This is a genomic window from Caballeronia sp. TF1N1 (genome assembly GCF_022878925.1).
Taxonomy (GTDB): domain Bacteria; phylum Pseudomonadota; class Gammaproteobacteria; order Burkholderiales; family Burkholderiaceae; genus Caballeronia.
Genome location: NZ_CP084626.1, coordinates 709,496 through 727,668 on the forward strand (window position 1 = coordinate 709,496; position 18,173 = coordinate 727,668).

General features: G+C 62.5%; 18 protein-coding genes and 1 pseudogene. 2 read left to right on the forward strand and 17 right to left on the reverse strand.

Features of this window, described 5'->3' with window-relative positions; translation table 11 throughout:
* Window positions 1-210 precede the first annotated feature (210 nt).
* The 3 genes from LDZ28_RS03260 to LDZ28_RS03270 all read right to left on the reverse strand — a co-directional run bounded on the left by LDZ28_RS03260 (window position 211) and on the right by LDZ28_RS03270 (window position 2,600).
* Window positions 211-717: a spore coat U domain-containing protein gene (locus tag LDZ28_RS03260; RefSeq protein WP_244827295.1), complete on the reverse strand. Its 507-nt coding sequence runs from the start codon at window positions 715-717 to the stop codon at window positions 211-213.
* A 265-nt stretch (window positions 718-982) separates the two neighbouring features.
* On the reverse strand, window positions 983-1,588 hold the full coding sequence (gene gstA, locus LDZ28_RS03265; RefSeq protein WP_244827296.1) for a glutathione transferase GstA: 606 nt from the start codon (window positions 1,586-1,588) through the stop codon (window positions 983-985).
* Window positions 1,589-1,670: 82 nt separating this feature from the next.
* Window positions 1,671-2,600 (reverse strand): bestrophin family protein, encoded by a 930-nt coding sequence (locus LDZ28_RS03270; protein WP_244827297.1) that lies wholly within the window; start codon window positions 2,598-2,600, stop codon window positions 1,671-1,673.
* A gap of 593 nt (window positions 2,601-3,193) precedes the next feature.
* Here LDZ28_RS03270 and LDZ28_RS03275 point away from each other — a divergent pair.
* Window positions 3,194-4,669, forward strand: coding sequence for a lytic polysaccharide monooxygenase (locus LDZ28_RS03275; protein ID WP_244827298.1), 1,476 nt, complete (start codon window positions 3,194-3,196; stop codon window positions 4,667-4,669).
* Between the two features lie 70 nt (window positions 4,670-4,739).
* Here LDZ28_RS03275 and LDZ28_RS03280 read toward each other — a convergent pair whose 3' ends face one another.
* On the reverse strand, window positions 4,740-5,600 hold the full coding sequence (locus LDZ28_RS03280) for a 2OG-Fe(II) oxygenase (RefSeq protein ID WP_244827299.1): 861 nt from the start codon (window positions 5,598-5,600) through the stop codon (window positions 4,740-4,742).
* 384 nt (window positions 5,601-5,984) lie between these two features.
* On the opposite strand from LDZ28_RS03280, the gene LDZ28_RS03285 reads away from it, so the two are divergent.
* A complete protein-coding gene (locus tag LDZ28_RS03285; protein WP_244827300.1) occupies window positions 5,985-6,758 on the forward strand; it encodes a lytic transglycosylase domain-containing protein in 774 nt (257 codons plus the stop codon).
* A gap of 97 nt (window positions 6,759-6,855) precedes the next feature.
* On the opposite strand, the gene LDZ28_RS03290 is transcribed toward LDZ28_RS03285, so the two are convergent.
* The 13 genes and pseudogenes from LDZ28_RS03290 to gspG all read right to left on the reverse strand — a co-directional run bounded on the left by LDZ28_RS03290 (window position 6,856) and on the right by gspG (window position 18,131).
* Window positions 6,856-8,493 carry a glycoside hydrolase family 19 protein gene (locus tag LDZ28_RS03290; protein ID WP_370652126.1) on the reverse strand — a complete coding sequence of 546 codons (1,638 nt, stop codon included), beginning with the start codon at window positions 8,491-8,493 and terminating at the stop codon, window positions 6,856-6,858.
* 270 nt (window positions 8,494-8,763) lie between these two features.
* Window positions 8,764-8,958, reverse strand: a pseudogene (locus LDZ28_RS32805) (carbohydrate-binding protein); the annotation flags it as partial.
* Window positions 8,959-8,976: 18 nt separating this feature from the next.
* Complete coding sequence (locus LDZ28_RS03295; protein WP_244827302.1) at window positions 8,977-9,513, reverse strand: type II secretion system protein; 537 nt, start codon at window positions 9,511-9,513, stop codon at window positions 8,977-8,979.
* Window positions 9,488-9,865 carry a type II secretion system protein gene (locus LDZ28_RS03300; protein WP_244827303.1) on the reverse strand — a complete coding sequence of 126 codons (378 nt, stop codon included), beginning with the start codon at window positions 9,863-9,865 and terminating at the stop codon, window positions 9,488-9,490. The genes LDZ28_RS03295 and LDZ28_RS03300 overlap by 26 nt, the downstream gene beginning before the upstream one ends.
* Before the next feature lie 5 nt (window positions 9,866-9,870).
* Complete coding sequence (locus tag LDZ28_RS03305) at window positions 9,871-10,338, reverse strand: type II secretion system protein (RefSeq protein WP_244827304.1); 468 nt, start codon at window positions 10,336-10,338, stop codon at window positions 9,871-9,873.
* Window positions 10,339-10,360: 22 nt separating this feature from the next.
* Window positions 10,361-12,289: a secretin N-terminal domain-containing protein gene (locus LDZ28_RS03310; protein WP_244827305.1), complete on the reverse strand. Its 1,929-nt coding sequence runs from the start codon at window positions 12,287-12,289 to the stop codon at window positions 10,361-10,363.
* Window positions 12,286-12,828 carry a hypothetical protein gene (locus LDZ28_RS03315; protein WP_244827306.1) on the reverse strand — a complete coding sequence of 181 codons (543 nt, stop codon included), beginning with the start codon at window positions 12,826-12,828 and terminating at the stop codon, window positions 12,286-12,288. Before LDZ28_RS03315 ends, LDZ28_RS03310 begins: the two co-directional genes overlap by 4 nt.
* Window positions 12,829-12,839: 11 nt before the next feature.
* On the reverse strand, window positions 12,840-13,361 hold the full coding sequence (locus tag LDZ28_RS03320; RefSeq protein ID WP_244827307.1) for a hypothetical protein: 522 nt from the start codon (window positions 13,359-13,361) through the stop codon (window positions 12,840-12,842).
* Window positions 13,358-13,939, reverse strand: coding sequence for a hypothetical protein (locus tag LDZ28_RS03325; RefSeq protein ID WP_244827308.1), 582 nt, complete (start codon window positions 13,937-13,939; stop codon window positions 13,358-13,360). The genes LDZ28_RS03320 and LDZ28_RS03325 overlap by 4 nt, the downstream gene beginning before the upstream one ends.
* Window positions 13,936-14,763, reverse strand: coding sequence for a hypothetical protein (locus LDZ28_RS03330; protein ID WP_244827309.1), 828 nt, complete (start codon window positions 14,761-14,763; stop codon window positions 13,936-13,938). Before LDZ28_RS03330 ends, LDZ28_RS03325 begins: the two co-directional genes overlap by 4 nt.
* A gap of 12 nt (window positions 14,764-14,775) precedes the next feature.
* A complete protein-coding gene (locus tag LDZ28_RS03335; protein WP_244827310.1) occupies window positions 14,776-16,440 on the reverse strand; it encodes a GspE/PulE family protein in 1,665 nt (554 codons plus the stop codon).
* A 3-nt stretch (window positions 16,441-16,443) separates the two neighbouring features.
* Window positions 16,444-17,628: a type II secretion system F family protein gene (locus LDZ28_RS03340; RefSeq protein WP_244827311.1), complete on the reverse strand. Its 1,185-nt coding sequence runs from the start codon at window positions 17,626-17,628 to the stop codon at window positions 16,444-16,446.
* Window positions 17,629-17,645: 17 nt separating this feature from the next.
* Window positions 17,646-18,131: a type II secretion system major pseudopilin GspG gene (gene gspG / locus LDZ28_RS03345; protein WP_244827312.1), complete on the reverse strand. Its 486-nt coding sequence runs from the start codon at window positions 18,129-18,131 to the stop codon at window positions 17,646-17,648.
* Window positions 18,132-18,173: the final 42 nt, after the last annotated feature.

Consider the following 18,173-nt stretch of genomic DNA (forward strand, 5'->3'; position numbering starts at 1 on the left):
CGCTGCGGTTTTCTGCATCGCCGCGACATGTATGAATCATAGGGACGGGCGCTTTAAGACTGAATGAGACGAATCTCATTTGAGATAGCGTTGTGCTGCCTTTCCCTTGCTGCATCAGGAGACGCGGCTTTATTGGGATGGATTCGTTGCGCCGTCAGATGCAAAAACGGCCTCCCAAAGGAGGCCGTTCCGTCTGCTTATCTACTCGCTTCAGAACACGACCGTAGCGGTGACAGTCGAGCTATAAGTGCCTGCGGCCGGTGTGGTTTGCGATGGTACGCGGCCGTACACGACGAGACTCTGACTTTTGCCATTACCTACGCCCGCTGTCGTGTCGGTGCCGGTCGTCTGGCCCCAGAGCTGCGTGCGGGCTGCATCGCGATACAAGTTGAAGTCGACCGTCGCGGTGCCGCCGGCATTGGCGAGCTTGCGTGTCGCGACTTGCGAACCGGTTGCCGTGCCGGCATCGAGCGCGACGTTGTACGGCGTGCCCGTGGTGCAGGTCACGGCGAGGTTGCTGGACTGATCGACGTTGTCGGTAAGCGCGCCGGTGTCGCCGAAGTTCAAGGGGTTCGCCGAAATCGAGCAATCGTCTTGAATGTTGAGCGTCACGTCGAACGTTGCGGTCTTGCTGCCGGCGAAGGCGCTGGGCGTAGCGACGGCAACGGTGCTTGCAACGATAGCGATGATGGCGACATTCTTGATCAGGTTACGCATGCTTGAGACTCTCCAGTACAAATATAAGCGGGAAGCTTTTGATTCGGCGCTGCGTTTTTCTGCATCGCCGCGACATGTATGAATCATAGAGGCGAGCGCTTTAAGACTGAATGAGACGAATCTCAATTGAGATGGCGTTATGCTGCGTTTCCCTTGCTGCATCAAAGGCTGCAGCTTTATTAAGATAGAAGCGCTGCGCGGTCAGATATAGAAACGGCCTCCCGAAGGAGGCCGCTGTCTGCTGCGATCAGGCCGCGCGGTGCGCTCAGATCAACCCTTCGGCCTTCAGCGCCGCCTGCACGCCGGCGCGCTCGCCCACGCGCGACCGATACGCCACGAGCACCGGCCATTTGCCGAGATCCAGATCGATGAACTTGGCCCAACCGAGCACCGTGAACAGATAGGCGTCGCCAATGCTGAATTCGTCGCCAAGCAAGTACGTCTTGTCTTCGAGTTGTTGCGCGGTGTAGGCGAGGCGGCGTTCGAGATTGCTCATTGCCGCCGCTTTCCAGTCGCTGCTTGCGGCCGGATTGAAGAACGGAGAGAAGTTCTTGTGCAACTCGGTGCCGATGAACGTCAGCCAGCCTTGCAGACGATAACGCGCCATGGCGTCGTTCAGCGGCGCGAGATGCTTTGCGGGCGCCTGGTCGGCGATGTATTGCATGATCGCGGGACCTTCGGTCAGCACATCGCCATTGTCGAGGACGAGTGCGGGAACATAACCCTTTGCATTGATCTTCGTGAAATCCGCGCCGCTGGCGGTGACTTTCGCCTTCAGATCGACCGCTTCGATATCAAACGGAAGGCCGGATTCAACGAGCGCGATATGCGAGGCCAACGAGCAGGCCCCGGCTTTGTAGAACAGTTTCAAAGCGAATCTCCATAAATAAGGCTCGAAAGATTATGAAGGAGAGCGCTTGCGCCAGGCACGATCCACAATGAAATTAAGTGTCTCAATCCAGTATGTAGAGCCGCGACGAAGAAGAAGCCTTGGGCGCGCGTTCGAAGGCGGGATCGGCCGACATGTCGTGCAGGACGGCTTCGAGCGTATTGCACATTGCGTTCAGGGCGAGGTCGTTTTCTTCGAGGCCGAACGGATCTTCGATCTGTGCGGCGATCGCTTCAAGCGCCATGAACGCATAGGCGACGAGCAGAGCGAACAGTGGCGTGAGCATACCGGCACCATCGACGAGACCGAATGGCAGCAGCACGCAAAAGAGATAGATGGTGCGGTGAATCATCACCGAATAGGAGAAGGGCAGGGGTGTGTTCGCGAGCCGTTCGCAGCCGCCGATGACGTCCGACAGCGCGTTGAGGTTACGGTCGATCGCGATGAGCGCGTAGCCGTCGATCGTGCCGTCGCGCTGGCGTTGTGCGAGCCATTCGCCGAACCACAGCAGGATGATGCCCGGCTTGAATTGCGCGGTCGAGACGCGAGCGTGCAACTCGGGCGTCAGCCGTGATGCGAGATCGGCGAGCGCATCGGTGCCGCGCAACTGATGCCGCAACGCATGTGCAAAGCCGCCGATCGCCGCGAGGAAGTGCCGCTGTTGTAGAGGATCGAGCGAATCGGGCATCGACAGAATCTGGCGTGCGAGCGAGCGCGCCGTGATGAAGAGTTCGCCCCACAGTTTTCGGCCTTCCCACCAGCGCTCGTAACTTGCGCTGTTACGAAAGCCGAGAAACACGGCCAGCGCGATGCCCACGAGCGCAAACGGCGGCGTGCCCAGGTTCACCGGATAGTTGCGAATGTGATCGTGCATGAACATCGCCGAGATCGACAGCACGAAGATGAGCGCGAGCCTCGGCAGCAGTTGGGGCAGCACGGAGCCGCGCCAGACGAACAGCAACCGGAACCAGTTCAGTTTTGGGCGAATGATCATGAATGACTACCTTGTGCGAAGCGTGGTCGCTGTCGTTGTCGATTGATGCAGAAACAATCAGCATGATAAGCGGGCCGTAGAAAGCGGCATCGAAACGACGCGCGCACTGCGGTGCATGCGCGTCCTGATGGCGAACATCGGCTACGCTGACAACTCCGGGATGTCGGTCCGCGCGTGCTACCGCATATCGTTTGAAGCGTCTAGAATGAAACCCAAACGAAGGGCAAGTAGATTCCTTTTAAGTTAGTAAAGCGAACTATTTCAGATGGCGTAAGCGAAACATGCGTCTAAGCCAGATGCGAAAACAGTCCGTGTGAATCCGCGCTACCAGACCCTCTCCAATTGCCTGTTTCATTTCTTCTATGCCGGGAGTGCGCACGTATCGATACGCGTGATCTTGCATAGCCGATCGAGGAGAAGCAAACAACAAGCTCGGGCACCAATGCCGTTCGAAACTGGAACGAGGCATCGAGTGACTCGACGTTCTGAAAATGAGTCCGCTTGCCGACGTGTTTCGAATCTTTATCGAGGCAATTCGGCTCGTCGTACACAAAGCGGACGCTGGCTATTGAACGAGCGTAGGAGTGTCTCTCATGTTGCGTCACAAGAAGAAGGTTTTGGCAATGCTGGTACCGCTGGCCGTTCCATGCCTTGCGTGGAGTCACGGCACGATGGAAACGCCGATCAGCCGGGTCTACGCCTGCTACAAGGAAGGGCCGGAAAGTCCGACGTCCGCGGCGTGCAAGGCTGCGGTGGCCGTCGCCGGGCCAGCGTTTCTTTATGACTGGGCGGGCGTCAACCAGCTTCCCAATGGCGATCACAAATCGTTCGTACCCGACGGGCATCTGTGCAGCGCCAACAAGTCGAATTATTACGGTCTGGATCTGGGTCGCAACGACTGGCCCACGACGACGATCTCGCCCGACCTGAGCGGCAACTACGAGTTCGTCTGGAACGCGACGGCGCCGCACGTGACGCGCTACTTCCAGATATTCATGTCGGCGGATGGTTACGACTTCAATCAACCGTTGAAATGGTCCGATCTCGACAGCAAGCCGTTCTGCGAGATAACCAGCGTCACGCTCGACAACGGCCGCTACAAGTTGAAATGCAAATTGCCCGCAGGCAAGACAGGCAAGCGCATCCTTTATGCGATCTGGCAACGCAACGATAGCGCGGAAGCGTTCTATGCGTGTATGGACGTGGTCATCAACTCGACTAAAACGAGCTGGCGCGAAGTTCGTCCAATTCCGACCACCGCGGTGGATCAGCCGGTCGGCACGAAAATCACCTTGCGGGTATTCGATAACGACGGTCACGATCTCGAATCGCTCAGTTACACGGTGACGCAGCAAACGACCGCTGCGGCCGACTGGGTGTACGCGATGGCCACGAAGATCAACACGGACTCCGGGCGCGTGCATCTCGGTCTCGTGGATAACAGCGGGAACATCGTGCCGCAGAAGGTCATGTCGGCGAACCGCATCTACGTCGATAGCGCGCAAGACTACAACTTCGCGATGGACTACACCGGAGCGCCCGCGCCAACGCCTGCTCCGTCGCCGACGCCCACGCCCACGCCCGCTCCGACGCCGACTCCCACGCCGGCCCCGACGCCGACGCCAACCCCTGCGCCTTCACCGAAGCCGCCATCGCCGGCCCCGGCGCCAACGCCCACGCCAACACCGACGCCGAGCCCGACGCCAACCCCTGCCCCGTCGCCAAGCGCGGGCGGATCGACCTGCTCGGTTGCCTGGCAAGCCGGCACGCTCTATAAGGCGAAGGAAACGGTATCGGATAGCGGGCACAACTACAGCGCGCGCTGGGAGAACTCCGATCAGCCATCGCGCAACGCGGGTAACGGCAAGTCGTGGCAGGACATGGGGACGTGCTCCGGACAGACCGCGTTGACATGCGCGCCGGCCTGGAGTTCGAGCAAGACTTACTCGACAGCCGGAACGAGTGTCAGCGTGAGCGGCATGAACTATCGCAACAAGTGGTGGAGTTCGGGCGTCGACCCGGCAACCAACTCCGACGGTGCATGGGAAAAAGTAGGAGCGTGCAAGTAGCAGTGCCAGCGTGTCGCGCCGGAGCGATTGTTCCGGCGCACACGCGGTGTGGATCGCTCATTTGAATGCGTCAGGCTTCGGCGCGAAACCTGCCCTGACGAATCCACTTGGTGGCAATCCACTTCTCGCCTTTTTCGACAGGCGTTCCGGCATGTAGCGTGCGCGCGTCGGTTTGACCGAGGTCATTGACATACTCGAAGTACAACGCGCTGCCGCGACGCGGATGAATGCGCAAGCCGACGTCCGGAAAGGTGGTATCGCCGCCTCGTTCGACTTCGTTGAGATAGAGGATGACGGTTGCAATACGCTGTCCGCCGCGCAGCATGTGGTGCCGGCTGCCGGCTTGCTCTTCGGGAAAGTAGTCGAAATGCGGACGATATTCGCCACCTATGCCGTAGCGCAGAATATGCAGGTCCTCGCCGTTCTCGATCGGTTGCCGCACGAGTTCGGCGAGCCTGCGATCGACCCTGGTGACGAGTGCATCGGTCGATGCGTTGACGAACGCGCCTTCGCTCTTGCGTTCCTCGATAGTGATCTCGTTGCCCGAGTCGGGATCGACGACCGATGACTGCTGCACGCGCGCGCGGCCGATATCGATCAGCCTCGCGCATTCGTCATCGGTCAAGACGTCGGCCAACAACGCGACTACCGGCGTCTCGCATGTGAATACCTTTAGCGCTTCGCAATCGCTCGCGCTCAGCACGCGACCGTCGGGAAGCATGGGCTTGCCGTATCGATACACGCCGGGCGGATCATCGCCGTCATCCGATGTATCGCCTGCAATGTGACGCGCGATGATGGAGCGCGCGGCGTTCGGATGGAACGCGCTGGCGACCATCGCGTCGATGAGCGATTGATGCGTGCAGCCACGGCGGATATTCTCGTCGAGCCAGTTCTTCCATGTAGCGTCGAAGCGCGGGTTCGTGCTCATCGTGGCGTCATCAAAAAGCGAGAGTTTCGATTCGTCCCGAGCGGTGCGTGACAAACCGACGCTCGGTTGAACGCTGAAAAAATCAGCTTTCATGGAAGCACAAATGCTGGCGTAAAACAACGGCATCCTTGGACAATCCGCCATTGAAGATCGTGCTAAAGAAGTGAATCGGCCAATGAATCGAAACGCTGACTGCATGGCGGTTTGGTTCGTCGGCTCGGTTCGTCGATTAAGCGTGATGGAAGGCCCGAAGCACACTATCCTTGTGAAATGTCCGCACGTTCAACTGTAGCGCTCGTCTTGAGAGCCGGCACGCGTCATTCCATATCGACGCTGCTGGCCTGCGCGCTCGTGATGTCGACGAGGCAGGCGAACGCAGCTTCCATGTTGAGATGCGAGGCGGCGGATAATTCCGTCCGCTATGCGAGCGAGAATCTCGACAACGCGAAATGCAGTCGCGTGAATCTGATCTGGCAAGCCGCCTATCCGCCGGTGGCGTCGAGCGTTGCGCCAGCCCGTGCCGCCGCATCGGGCGATCCGGGCGCGCTGGCATCGAGCGTGGCGTTACCGCGTCGTGCAAGTCTTGCGAGGCGCGAAGCCGTCACGCCTGTCTATACCTACGTGGAAGACGGCGTCAGGCATTACCTCACGAAGATGCCGGTGGGCGTGGCGCAAAACGTCGAAGTCATCAAATTGCATTTCATGGAGACGTGCAGCTTGTGCGCGCCCGAAGAAAACATCGGTATCCCCGCCTTGAAGCTCGACTTGCGTTCATATCAACGTGAAATCGATGCGGCTGCTTCGGCCTTCGGCGTCGATAGCGCATTGGTTCGTGCCGTGATTCATGCGGAATCGGCGTATCGCACGAACGCGATATCACGTGCGGGCGCACAAGGGCTCATGCAACTCATGCCCGCGACGGCGCTGCGCTTCAACGTCAACGATCCCTTCGATGCCGCGCAGAATATTCGCGGTGGCGTGAGTTATCTGGCGTGGCTGAAAACGCGCTTCAACGGCAACGTCGATCTCATGCTGGCGGCTTATAACAGCGGCGAATCGAGCGTCGACAAATACAACGGCGTGCCGCCCTACAGCGAGACGAAGATCTACGTCTCGCGCGTCAAGGAGTTGACCGAGCGTTACAAGAGCGGCAAATGACGATGGCACGGTCTTCGGAATCGGACGCACGCTACCGTCGTTCGCAGGCCGCGCGTTCAACCAGAACGAACCGTTGAACGCGTGCCCGTGGACGTTGCTATTGCGTGTTGTCTATCACGATCTGCCCGTTGTATTGAACCTTGCCGCGAAAGAAGTAGTCGGTGCAGGCCTTGTAGTCGCCGGGCGTGAGAAGCGAGAACGGCATCTGATAATCGACGAGCTTGCATCCGGTGACAGGCTTGCCGTTGGCCCACGCATAGTCCTTGTCCAGATACGCCTTGATTGCCGCGGCCGAGCCTTCCGTGAAGCCGCGCATGTTCGCGCAGCCTAGCGGTTCGTCGGCGGGAATGGTGACGCCGAGTTCGCGCGCGAACTCCTTGTACGCGTTGATGCGATTGGTGACTTGCGAGCGTTCCGCGCCGCCCTGACCGCACTCTATGCCGCCGTTGATGATGTAGATCGTCGCGCCGAAGCCAGGCTTCATGTTGTTGCCGACGTCGACGCTATTAGGCTTCCAGGTGCCGTCGATCGCCCAGGTCATCGGCGGCTTGGGCGTCTGCGGGGTCACGGCGAACCATACCGCCGAGGCGAAGTTCAGCCACGTATCCGCGACTCGGCCGGGGTCGTCGAGCAGCACGTTGGGGTCGCCGTATAGCGCCTGCGAGAACGGGCCGAAGTTGTAGTTCCAGGACAATTGCTTGGCGCCGCGCCCAAAGTAGTCGAGGTATTTGCCTGCCGCGTTCTTCGCGCACGGAAAGAAGATCCAGTTGGTCGCATGCGAGCCCGGCGCGCATTGTTGATACGCACCAACGGCCGAGCCTTCCTCGTAGCCCGACTCGCGAAGGAACCATAAAGCCTGCTGCCAGAACGGGATGGCCGTGTCTTGCGGCATTTTTGCGAGCACGGCGTTGTTGTGGTCCGCATAGCCCGAGCGCACTTGCGCCGGCGTGAGCGACGGCCAGTTGGCGCCCGTCTCCTGAACGAAGTGCGCGAAGGACGTGGCGAGCAGCTTGCGGCAGATGGCGGCGGCGTCGCGTCCGTCCGTGTAATCGCCGCAGTACGCCGGAAACTTGGCGATCCCGCGCAAGAAGCTGACGTAGGAGTATTTGATGTTGCGCACCGGGAAGAGTTGGTCGAACTTCGCTTCGCTTACGATCGACTCGACTCGCTTTACATTCGATGGATTCGCCGCGCGTCCGGGCGTGACGGCATCGACGTCGGTATCGGGCAGCACGCGCAGCGCGTCGCGGATCAAGCCGATCTGGCCGTTGGTCTGATCGACGAGTGTCTTCTCGGTCGCGTTGAACTGGGCGACGGTCGGATAGCCGGTGGGTTCGGGGATGTAGGTGATCTTCGGCTTGTAGGATGCGATTGGAGTCGGCGCTGGTGTTGGCGTCGGCGTTGGCGTTGGCGTTGGCGTTGGCGTTGGCGTTGGCGTTGGCGTTGGCGTTGGTACGGGCGCGGGAGCCGGCGTTGGTGTCGGTACGGGTGTTGGCGTCGGCGCTGGTACAGGCGCGGGCGCCGGCGTTGGCGTCGGAGTTGGTGTGGGCGCGGGCGTAGGCGTTGGCGTTGGCGTTGGCGTTGGCGTTGGCGTTGGCGCGGGCATAGGCGTAGGCGAAGGTGAGCCGCCAGAACACGCACCGAGATCTTCCCACGCACCATACGCGCCCGATTGCGCCGGGTTGTCTCCCTGGGTCCACCACTTATTTCGATAGTTGCGGCCGTTATAAGTTATGCGCGTACCCGGTGTTGCATAAGCTTGGGTAGCAGACCACGCTGCAAAGCACGATGAAGTTGGCGTTGGCGTTGGCGTTGGCGTTGGCGTTGGCGTTGGCGTTGGGGCGGGTGTTGGTGATGGCTTTGGAGCTGGCGCAGGCACAGGAGCCGGAACTGGCGCAGGAGCAGGAGCAGGAGCAGGAGCAGGAGCCCCCGCCGCCCCCACATCCTTCCAAAGCGTCGGCGTAGTCGCAGGAAACCATCCCGCGCCCGGATATGCCGTATGCGCCTGCTGCGCCTGATAAACGCGACCGCTATAAGTCACCGTGGCGCCAGCCGCATAGGTCGCGCCTTCGCGCCATGCTTCCTGCGCGGACACGATGCCGGCATGCAATAGCAACGCGGCTGGAAGCATCGCCAACTTTCTACGAACGGTCAACATCTCAGCACCTCTTTTGGAACGCGACGGCCAGCAGCTGCACATGCCGGCCCGATATGAAAACTACCTTCGATTCATGCTCATTTCCGGGTAGCTCGTGAACTTCCAGTCTTCGTAGCTCGTCTTCAACGCGAAGCTCGCGTCCTCGTCGGAGAAGCCATCCGTTTTCAGCGGCGTTTGCTTCGATGAGCTGTACACGCCGTACAGCTCGCCATTGGGGCCGCGCACCGTTTGCCATTCGCCGTTGGTCATCGGGTCGGTGTATGCATCGCGCAGGTATCGGCGCACGAAGGACGCGCGCGAGTCGCGCAACAGGTCATCGAGGCTCTTCGGAAAAGCGCCGCCAGGGTCGGCCTTGACGTACTCACGAATCGCGTTGCGGATCGCATCGCCCTTTTTCAGCATTTCGAATTCGCGGTTGCGCTGAATCTGCGTGCTCCATACGGTGCCGATCTGCATCAGATAGATGCCGATGAGCGCCACGCACATCAGCGCCCACAACATGCCGAAACCATGCTGCCGCTTGCGCGATGCAAACGCTCGACGCGCTCGATCCGAATGCCGCCCGCGCGCGCTACCAGCTGCCGTAGTCGGTGCCATCCCTGGCCTTGCCTTTTGCGCCGCTGCGCACGTTATAGACGCCGGGCGTGCCGTCGTTGGGCGGCTCGGTCGTCCAGGTCGTGCGGCTTTGCGCGACCGGGTCCATCGGCACCTCACGCAGATAGCGGCGCTCGACCAGTTCGTTGAGCGATTGCGGATAGCGCCCCTGATCGCCGCGAAAGCGGTCGATGGAATCACGCATGGCGGCGAGATTCTCCTGCAGCACGGTTTCCTTGGCTTTCTCCGCCTGCCCGAAGTAGCGCGGCACGACGAGCGTGAGCAAGGTCGCGATGATCGCCAGAACGACCAGCAATTCGATTAGCGTGAAAGCGCGCAGCATTCGTTTGTTCATGACGCTCACCACTTGCGGTAAGGGACGCCGTTAAGGCCGGTTCCTTCCGAAAGCGAGTAGACGTCGTAGACGTCGTTGCCTTCGCTCGGTGAATCGGCGGAACTCGAATAAGCGCGCTTGCCCCAGGTCTGTTCATCCGAACGGCTCGGGCAATCGCACATCGGATCGCGCGGAACACGCCGCAGGAAGAAGATGCGCGCGTGAGTCGGATTGGTCTTGTCGACTTCGCCGTCCACCAGTACGTCGAGCTTGGCGGGATAGCCCGTTTCGCCGAGCGGACGATCGAACTTGCCGGCATCGCCGGCGGCTTTGTAAGCATCGATGGCATCGCGAATACTCCATAGGGCGCGCCGCAATTCGTCTTCGCGGTTGCGTTGCGCGGTCACCTGCACGAGCGGCGCCGCGACCATCGCCAGCACCGCGATGATCGCGAGCGTGATGAGCAACTCGATGATCGTGAAGCCCTTGTCCATGGCCGCGGCTGGTTGCACGTTTCTAGGGTTGGGTGGGCGGCGGCGAGGTCGCGGCGGGTGGCTGTGGCGGCGGCGTGGGTGCGGGCAGCGCCATCACGGGCGGCGGCGCGGAAGGCGTCGGCACGGGCGGAGGCAGGGTAGGCGCGCTGCTCGCGCCGCTTGGCGGAACGCGCACGCTTGCGTTCGGTCCGACCGGGTCGCGCTCCGTCGAAATGCGCGTCTCCGTGCCCGAATCGAAGGACACGACGTTGCCCGCCGGCATGGCCTGATTGCGCACGATGCGCGGCGTCAGCATCAGCACGAGCTCCGTCTGATGCTGGTCGTTCGCGCGCGTGCCGAAGATCCGGTCCAGCAGCGGAATGCGACTCAGGCCTGGCAAACCGGAGCCGGACGCGCGCTCGTTGCGCTGCAGGAGACCCGCGAGCAGCTGCGTTTCGTTGTTGCGCACGCTCATCACCGTTTCGGCCGTGCGAGTGCCGATCTGATAGGCGACCAGTCCCGTCGTCGTCGTGATCGTGTCGGTAACGTTCGACACTTCCATGCGCAACTTCACCTGCACTTCGTCCGAGTTGACGATCACGGGCGCAACTTCCAGCGTGAGGCCCACGTCCTGATAGTTGATGCTCTCGGAGCTGAAGTTGCTGGAGAGCGTCGTCGTGACCACGGGCAGACGGTCGCCGATCAGCACCTTCGCCTTCTCGCGGTTTCTCACGCGGATGCTCGGGTTCGCAAGCGTCTTGGTCTTGCCCTGGTTCTGCAGCATGTCGATACCGACCGGCCCGATCCTCACGAGCACGTCGCTGCTGTTCAGGTTGCGCAGTTGCTGCAAGGTCAGCGTGCCCGGCGCGCGGGTCGAGGCATCGGAATTGGTCCCGTCCGGCATGAGCGCGAACTCGATACGATTCGGATAGGAAATGCCCATCTGCAGCAGATCGGATGACGATACTTCGAGAATCTGCGCGTCGATGACGACTTCCGCGGGCGTCACGTCGAGCGCGCGGATGATCCGCTCCGCGACCTTGATGGTGTCCGGCGCGTCGCGCATGATGATCGCGTTGGTGCGTTCGTCGAGCACGGCATCGCGCGTCTTGACCATCTGCTTGACCGCCGCGAGCACCTGCGCCGCCTGCGAGTTCTGCAGATAGAACGTGCGCACGACGAGGTCCTTGTATTCCGTTTCCTTGTCGGGCCGCTTCGGGTAGATCAGGATCGAGTTGCCGCTCACCACCTTGCTCGCGAGCTGGTTCGCCTGCAGGACCATCGTCATCACTTGCTTGACGGGCGTGTTGCTCGCGAAGATGGTCGTCGGCGCGGCGGCCTGCACTTCGCGGTCGAAGGTGAAGTTCAGTCCGGTAATGTTCGACATCAGCTCGAAGATACTGATAAGCGGCTGATCCCGGAACTGCACCGTGATCGGCTGATTGAGGTCCTTGTTGAGCTTCGGTTCGAGGTCTTGTCCCTTGGGCGCGAGCAGCAGGTCGCGCAGACGGATGGCGCGCGCGTTGTCGGGCTGCTTCGAGAGCACGTCGTTGAGAATCGCCATCGCCTGGTCCGGTTGATCCTGATAGATCGTTTCGGCGTATTGCACGGCGGTGTCGATGGGCGCCTGCTTCTCGATCCACGCAATCATCTCGCGCGGCCCGTCGTCGCCGGGCGCGGCGGCCTGAGCCTTCTTCGCCCACGCGATCGCCTGGGCCGAATCGCCCGCGCGATACGCGACACTTGCCCGCTGCAAGTACTCCAACGAAACCTTGCGACGCAGGCTCACATACCAGTTGTAGATTTCCAGGTCGTCGGGATACTGCGCGCTCTGCTGCGCGAGCAATTCGAGCTGCGCGTCGGGCGGCATGGTCCCCAGACGGTTCTGCAGATCCTTGCGATGCATCTCGCCCGCGCACGCCGTCAATAGCGGAATCAGGACCCAGACCGTAATGTCTTTGAGCCGGCTCATTTCAGTTCTCCGAGCGACAGCGTTTGTCGGCGCTTCAACGGCAAGTACATGAACCTCACTTCTTTACGGTTGATGTCCTCGATCTTGTAGGCGTTGAGAAGCACATCGCCCTTACGCAGGAAACCCGTTTTCTTGCAGTTGATGCAAAGCGGGAACTCGCGTCCGGTGCCGCTCAGAACGACGTAGAAGATGCCTTGCTGGTCCAGCCACAGCGAACGGACGACAAAAGGCAAGGGCGGCAAGGGCGGCGGTGGCGGCGGCTTGATGGATTCGGGCGGCGGAGGGGGCGGCGGTGGCGGCTGCCAGTTCTGCATGGGGAAGATGTTCACGGCGGCAACGCGGGTATCCGGCGCGGCGTTGGCTTGCGGCGCACTTGCCGGTGCAGGCGCGCTCGCTCGTGAAACTCGCTCCTTCGTGGCCACCGTCGGAGGACGATCCGCCTCGTCGTCGGGCGCCCCGCGAAACCATACGAACAAGATCAAGCCGAGCGTCACGACGAGCAGCCCGCTTATCGGCCACGAGATTCTCAGGGTTCGCATATCGAGCGGCTTCACTTGGCCGCCTCCACGACGAACGAACATTGCAGGCGAATTTCGAGATCGGTCACGCCGATATTCGGCCGCGACAGCGTGAGCCGCTCGCAGCGAATGCCCGGCAAGGTCCGCAACTCGGAGAAGAAAGTACGAAATTGCAGATACTGACTCGAAAACGACGTCTCGACGACAAAGCGGCGGGAGGGCGAATCCTTGTCCTGCGCGGCCATCTGATACGTGATTTGCGGCATCGAGATACCGTTCTTCGCGGCGATCGCGTGCAGGCTGTGCAGGAAAACGAAGTAACGCTGCTCCGGACTCGTCGGCGCCACGGCTTCATCCGGCATGGGCGGCGGCGGTTGTTTCAGCTTCGCGGTGCGCGCATCGAGATCGAGCTCGCGTGCGGCGATGTCGTTGCGAAGCGGCAGGATCTCGACCAGCGCGATGATCGCCGCGCTGCTCAGGAGCAGTAGCGCAAAGAGCCCGAAGGTGCCGAGCCGCCACTGCGCGCGGCGCAGTTCCCAAAGCCAGCGGCTCATCTGGAACCTCCGGCGGAAGACGCGGCCACATCCGGCGCCGACGCGCCCGTTGCCGCCTGCGTCGCGAACGGGCGCCACGTCACCTGAAGCGCGGTTTCCACGGTTTTGACGGGCGGCCCCGGCTTCTCGCTCTGCCGCTTGATCGAGACGCTTTCGGCGGCGGGCTGCGCCTGCAGCCAGTCCGCATAGGAGATCGCTTCCTGCGCCGAGCGCGTCTCGAACTGCATGTTGATGGTGCGCGATGCGGTCACGATATCGAGCGAGAGCATCGCGATATTCGGTTGCCAACCGCCTTCGATCAGACTGCGCGCCGGTTCCGCCGCATAGCGCTGCTGCGCCATCAAGGCGTCCGCGCGGGGATTGCGCGTGCCGCGATGCGCTCGGCCAATGCGCTCGAAGCGTTTCTCCTCCTGCGCGACCGACGCTTCACGTTCATCGAGCGCGGCGCCTTGCTCCTTGAGCTTGTCGCGATACTGCATCGTCACGAACAGCACGACGACGCCGAGGGCGAGCGCAATCAGCCCGGTCGCCACGCCCGGACGATTGGCCCGATGCAGGTCGATGGCGGGCGCTTTCATGGCGAAGCCTCCCATGGCGCGGCAAGCCATTCGACGAGCGTTGCATCCGCGACCCAGCGATCGGCTGCGCCCGGCCCGATGGCGTAACAGCGCTCGGGCGGCTCGGTGGCGGCGAGCACGAAGGCGTCGCGCAGCACGTCGTCGAGCGGGCCCGCCACCGGCAGCGCGATGAAGCCGCTCCAGCCGCCGCCGCGCCGCAAGCCGATATGCGCGATGGCCGCGCCGCTTGCCGCCTGCTCCAGTTCCACGACGGCGATGTTGCCGTCGCGAATGTGCCGCGCATGCTTTTGCATGGCGAAGGTAAAGCCCGGCTCGATACCGAGCAATTGCAGTCGTCGCGTCTTGCATAAGCGCTCGATGCCCGCGCACAGCGCCTCGGGCATCGCGGCGGCGAGGCGGCCTTGTTGCCACGCGCCATCGGTGACGGCGTAGCGCCACGGCTCGGCGCCCGCGCCCGCGCCCGCCTGCGCGGCCTGCATGCGCGCCATCGACACCCATTGCTCCGGCTTGGGATGCGGCCGCCACGGCAACGCGTAATAGCGCACGAACGGCGCGCCGACGACCACGCGCAGGCCGTGCAGCCCAGGTCGCGCGGGCTTCGGCGCGAGCGCCTCGATGGCCTTGAGCGCGGCCGCCGTGTCGCCCGGCGTCGTAAGGGCTTCGGTATTCACGTTGCTCGCGACGCCGGACTCTCGCACCCGTTCGCCATCGACCCATAGCGTCACGCGCGGCATGAAAGCGCCCGCGCGGGCCGGTCCCGTGCGCCTCGAAGGGCGCTTCGCGACGGCGCTCATCGCTCCGACCAGATCCGACCAACGTGACATGTTCCGTCTCCGCTATGCCGGTTCGACGATCGTGACGCGGTTGACTTCCGCGAGCGTCGTGCGGCCATCCGCGACCGCGCGCAGGGCGATCTGGCGAATCGGCACGAAACCGCTTCGATTCGCGAGTTGCTTCAGTTCGATCAACGGCCGCCGTTCCACGAAGCACTGCTTGATCGCGTCGTTCATGCGCAGCACTTCCGCAATCGGCTGACGCCCGAGATAGCCCGTCCGGCGACATGCCTCGCAGCCCGCGCCACGGCGAAAGCGCCAATGCGCGACCTGCTCGCGCGTGAGCGCCGAGGCAAGCAGCGTGGCGTCGTCGGGCACCTCGTCGTCGCGCACGCAATGCGGACAGTTCTTGCGCATGAGCCGTTGCGCGACGGCGCCGAGCAGCGCATCGACGAAGCTGTGCATGTCGACGCCCATGTGAAGGAAGCGATCCAGCACGGAGAACACGTTGTTCGCGTGCACCGAGGTCAGGACCAGATGTCCCGTGAGCGCGGCCTGCACGGCGATGCCAGCGGTTTCGCCGTCGCGGATCTCGCCCACGAGAATCTTGTCGGGATCGTGCCGCAAGATCGAACGCAGGCCGCGCGCGAAGGTGAGTCCTTTCTTGTCGTTGATCGGAATCTGCAGCACGCCCGCGAGTTCGTATTCGACGGGGTCCTCGATCGTGATGATCTTCTCGTCGCCCGTGTTGATTTCGGTGAGCGTGGCGTAGAGCGTGGTCGACTTGCCCGAACCAGTCGGGCCCGTCACGAGCAACAGGCCGTAGGGCTCGCGCGCGATCGAGCGAATCGACGCTACCGTGTCCGGGTCGTGTCCGAGTCCGTCCAGACGCAGCGTCGTGCTGTTTGCATCGCCGCGCTGCTTGTCGAGCACGCGCAGCACCGCGTCCTCGCCGTGAATCGACGGCATGATCGACACACGAAAATCGATCTCGCGCTGATTGATGAACGCCTTGAAGCGGCCGTCTTGCGGAATGCGCCGCTCGCCGATATCGAGCTCCGCCATGACCTTGAGCCGCGAGAGCACTTGCTCCGCGACATCGGTGCCGGGCGCGGACGCCGTTTCCTGCAGCACGCCGTCGATGCGGTATTTGATGACGAGACCCGTCGCGGTGCTCTCGATATGGATGTCCGAGGCGCGCGCCCTGAGCGCGTCGTACAGCGACGAATTCACGAGCCGGATGACGGGATGCACGTCCGCCGAAAGCGTGGCGAGCGTGATCTCCACGCCCGCCGCGGCGGCGTTGCCGGTCTTGCTGTCGACATTGACCTGCGTGAGCGCCTGATGCGCGGACTCGTGCAGCGCGAGGTACGCCATGAGCTCGCCCGGCACGCAAAAGGCGAACGCGAATGGCTTCTTAACGCGCTGCATCGCCCAGGCACGCAGCGGCGGATCGAAAGGATCGGCAAGCACGAACCACAGACGCGCGTCGCTGTCGGCGGCAAGCAAACAGCGGCGCGACATGGCTTCGCCGAACGGCAGGAGGTCGAAGCGCGGTTCGAGCGTTTCGAGCGCGGTGGCGTCGAAGCCGCGCAGGCCGATGGTCTGCGTGACCTTCTTCAGATAGTCGGCGCCGTCGTGTTCCGCTTCGTCCCAGAGCTGCTGCTGCTTCGGGCGCGGGTCGCGCACGGGGTTCGCCTTCGCGGGCGTATCGGTGGTCTGTTCCATGTCTTACCCCACGCTTCCGGCCAACTGAAAAATCGGCATATAGAGCAGAAAGATGATCGTCCCGACGATGCCGCCCACCACCAGCATCAGCACCGGCTCGACCACGCGCATCAGCGTGTCGATCGCGCGGTCGAGTTCCTCGTCGCAGAATTCCGCCGAGCGCGTCACCATGCCGGCCAGCTCGCCGCTCTGCTCGCCGACGCGGATCAGCCGCTCGGCCACCGGCGTCGTGAGATTCGCGGCCGGCAACGCGCCGGACAGCGACTTGCCCGCGCGCACTTCGTCCAGCGCGCGCGCAAGCGCGGACTGCATCAGCGAAGGCAGCAATTGCGCGGAAAGTTCGAGCGCCGCGACCATCGACATGCCGCCCGCGAGCAACAGGCCGAGCGTCCGGTAAAACCGTGTCAGGGCGAAGAGCCGTTGGTAATCCGCGAGCTTGGGCAGGCGCAGCACCGCGCCGAACAACCTGCCGCGCACCTTCTCGTTGCGCAGCGCCATGATCGCGCCGGCGAGCGCGGCCACGATGCCCGCGAGCAGCACGCCGCCATGCTCGGCGACGAGGTTGCCCCAGGCGAGCATCATGCGGGCGGAGAAGGGGATGTCTTTCATCGACGCGAACACCTGGCTGAACTTCGGAATCACGTAGAACGCGAGGAACAGGATGATGAACGCGCCCGTGGCGATCACGATGGACGGATACACCATGGCCGACACCACTTTCTTGCGCACCGCCGCGAGCCGCGCGTCGTAGTGGTGATAGCGCTTGAGCGCCTCGGAGAGATGCGCCGTCTGTTCCGCCGATGCCACGGTCGCGACATACAGCGGCGGGAAATGTTCGGTTTGACGCTCGAGCGCCCGCGACAACGGCTCGCCTTCGTAAAGCGCGGTGACGATGCCTTGCAGCACCGTCCGATTGAGGCCTTCCTTGCTTTTGTCGCGCAACGTCTCGACCGTTTCGACGAGACTCAGGCCCGCTTCCAGAAGCGCGATCAGTTCCTGCGTAAAGAGCGCGCGCTCGAATACGGGCTTGCGCAACGAGAGACCGCGCGTCTTCTTTTCCACGGGTGTCGCTTCGATCAGCGACAAACCCATGTCGGCCATGTTCTGCCGAAGCTGCGTTTCGTCCGCTGCATCGAGCTCCAGTTCCTGCTGGCCGCCGTCGGACTCGACCCGCACGCGATATCGCATGACTGCCGCCGAATCCATCATTTGCCGATGATGTCCGCGTCCTCGCCCGAACCGCCGGGCTTGCCGTCGGCGCCGTAGGTCATGAGGTCGTAGTCCTTGCCGTTCTCGCCGGGCGAGCGGTAGACGTACGGCTTGCCCCACGGATCGTTCGGAATGGCGCTGCTCATGTACGGACCTTCCCAGCCCGAGGTGTTGCCGACGTTGCTCATCAACGCCTGAAGTCCGGCGTCGGTGCCGGGAAAGTGGCCGGTGTCCAGACGGTATCGATCGAGCGCGTCTTCGATACCCTTTATCTGCGTCGCCGCTGTCTTGGAGCGCGCCTTGCCGACTTCACCGAAGAGCTTCGGGCCGACATAGCCCGCCAGGAGCGCGATGATGAGCAGCACCACCAGCAACTCGAGCACGGTAAAGCCGCGCCCGCGCCAGCCGAGGTTGTGCCGGGAGAGTTTCGTTTTCGACACAGCGGCCGTCGAGAACGCGGCATTCGTCAATCGATCCTGCATGGCTGCCCCCGATTCATTGCACTGCGCATCGTCTGCGCCCGG